This is a genomic window from Streptococcus suis (assembly GCF_029616525.1).
Classification (GTDB): Bacteria; Bacillota; Bacilli; order Lactobacillales; family Streptococcaceae; genus Streptococcus; species Streptococcus suis_AF.
Map to the genome: position 1 here is coordinate 1 of NZ_JANFME010000046.1, position 1,633 is coordinate 1,633.

At 50.7% G+C, this 1,633-nt stretch carries 1 tRNA gene and 1 rRNA gene; both read left to right on the forward strand.

The window, feature by feature from the left end:
- Positions 1-1,345: ribosomal RNA gene (locus NOL38_RS10345) — 16S ribosomal RNA — on the forward strand; the annotation flags it as partial.
- Positions 1,346-1,397: 52 nt separating this feature from the next.
- Positions 1,398-1,470: transfer RNA gene (locus NOL38_RS10350), tRNA-Ala, on the forward strand.
- The last annotated feature ends 163 nt before the right edge of the window (positions 1,471-1,633 follow it).

A 1,633-nucleotide genomic window follows, 5' to 3' on the forward strand; every position in this document is an offset into this window, starting at 1 on the left:
CTTGAAAGGAGCAATTGCTTCACTATGAGATGGACCTGCGTTGTATTAGCTAGTTGGTGAGGTAACGGCTCACCAAGGCATCGATACATAGCCGACCTGAGAGGGTGATCGGCCACACTGGGACTGAGACACGGCCCAGACTCCTACGGGAGGCAGCAGTAGGGAATCTTCGGCAATGGGGGCAACCCTGACCGAGCAACGCCGCGTGAGTGAAGAAGGTTTTCGGATCGTAAAGCTCTGTTGTAAGAGAAGAACTGTGAGAAGAGTGGAAAGTTTCTCACTTGACGGTATCTTACCAGAAAGGGACGGCTAACTACGTGCCAGCAGCCGCGGTAATACGTAGGTCCCGAGCGTTGTCCGGATTTATTGGGCGTAAAGCGAGCGCAGGCGGTTTGATAAGTCTGAAGTAAAAGGCTGTGGCTTAACCATAGTACGCTTTGGAAACTGTCAAACTTGAGTGCAGAAGGGGAGAGTGGAATTCCATGTGTAGCGGTGAAATGCGTAGATATATGGAGGAACACCGGTGGCGAAAGCGGCTCTCTGGTCTGTAACTGACGCTGAGGCTCGAAAGCGTGGGGAGCGAACAGGATTAGATACCCTGGTAGTCCACGCCGTAAACGATGAGTGCTAGGTGTTGGGTCCTTTCCGGGACTCAGTGCCGCAGCTAACGCATTAAGCACTCCGCCTGGGGAGTACGACCGCAAGGTTGAAACTCAAAGGAATTGACGGGGGCCCGCACAAGCGGTGGAGCATGTGGTTTAATTCGAAGCAACGCGAAGAACCTTACCAGGTCTTGACATCCCGATGACCGCCCTAGAGATAGGGTTTCTCTTCGGAGCATCGGTGACAGGTGGTGCATGGTTGTCGTCAGCTCGTGTCGTGAGATGTTGGGTTAAGTCCCGCAACGAGCGCAACCCCTATTGTTAGTTGCCATCATTCAGTTGGGCACTCTAGCGAGACTGCCGGTAATAAACCGGAGGAAGGTGGGGATGACGTCAAATCATCATGCCCCTTATGACCTGGGCTACACACGTGCTACAATGGCTGGTACAACGAGTCGCAAGTCGGTGACGGCAAGCTAATCTCTTAAAGCCAGTCTCAGTTCGGATTGTAGGCTGCAACTCGCCTACATGAAGTCGGAATCGCTAGTAATCGCGGATCAGCACGCCGCGGTGAATACGTTCCCGGGCCTTGTACACACCGCCCGTCACACCACGAGAGTTTGTAACACCCGAAGTCGGTGAGGTAACCTTTTAGGAGCCAGCCGCCTAAGGTGGGATAGATGATTGGGGTGAAGTCGTAACAAGGTAGCCGTATCGGAAGGTGCGGCTGGATCACCTCCTTTCTAAGGAAATGGAACCTGTACGTCAGTCTTCTTTAATTTTGAGAGGTCTTGTGGGGCCTTAGCTCAGCTGGGAGAGCGCCTGCTTTGCACGCAGGAGGTCAGCGGTTCGATCCCGCTAGGCTCCATTAACAACGGAAGTTGTTAAGATTTTGTCCATTGAAAATTGAATATCTATCAAACATTCCTAAACGTATGTAAAAGTACGTATAGAAATAGTAACAAGAAAATAAACCGAAAACGCTGTGAATATTTAATGAGTTTTCTAATTTTTGAAAAAAATTAGGTTAA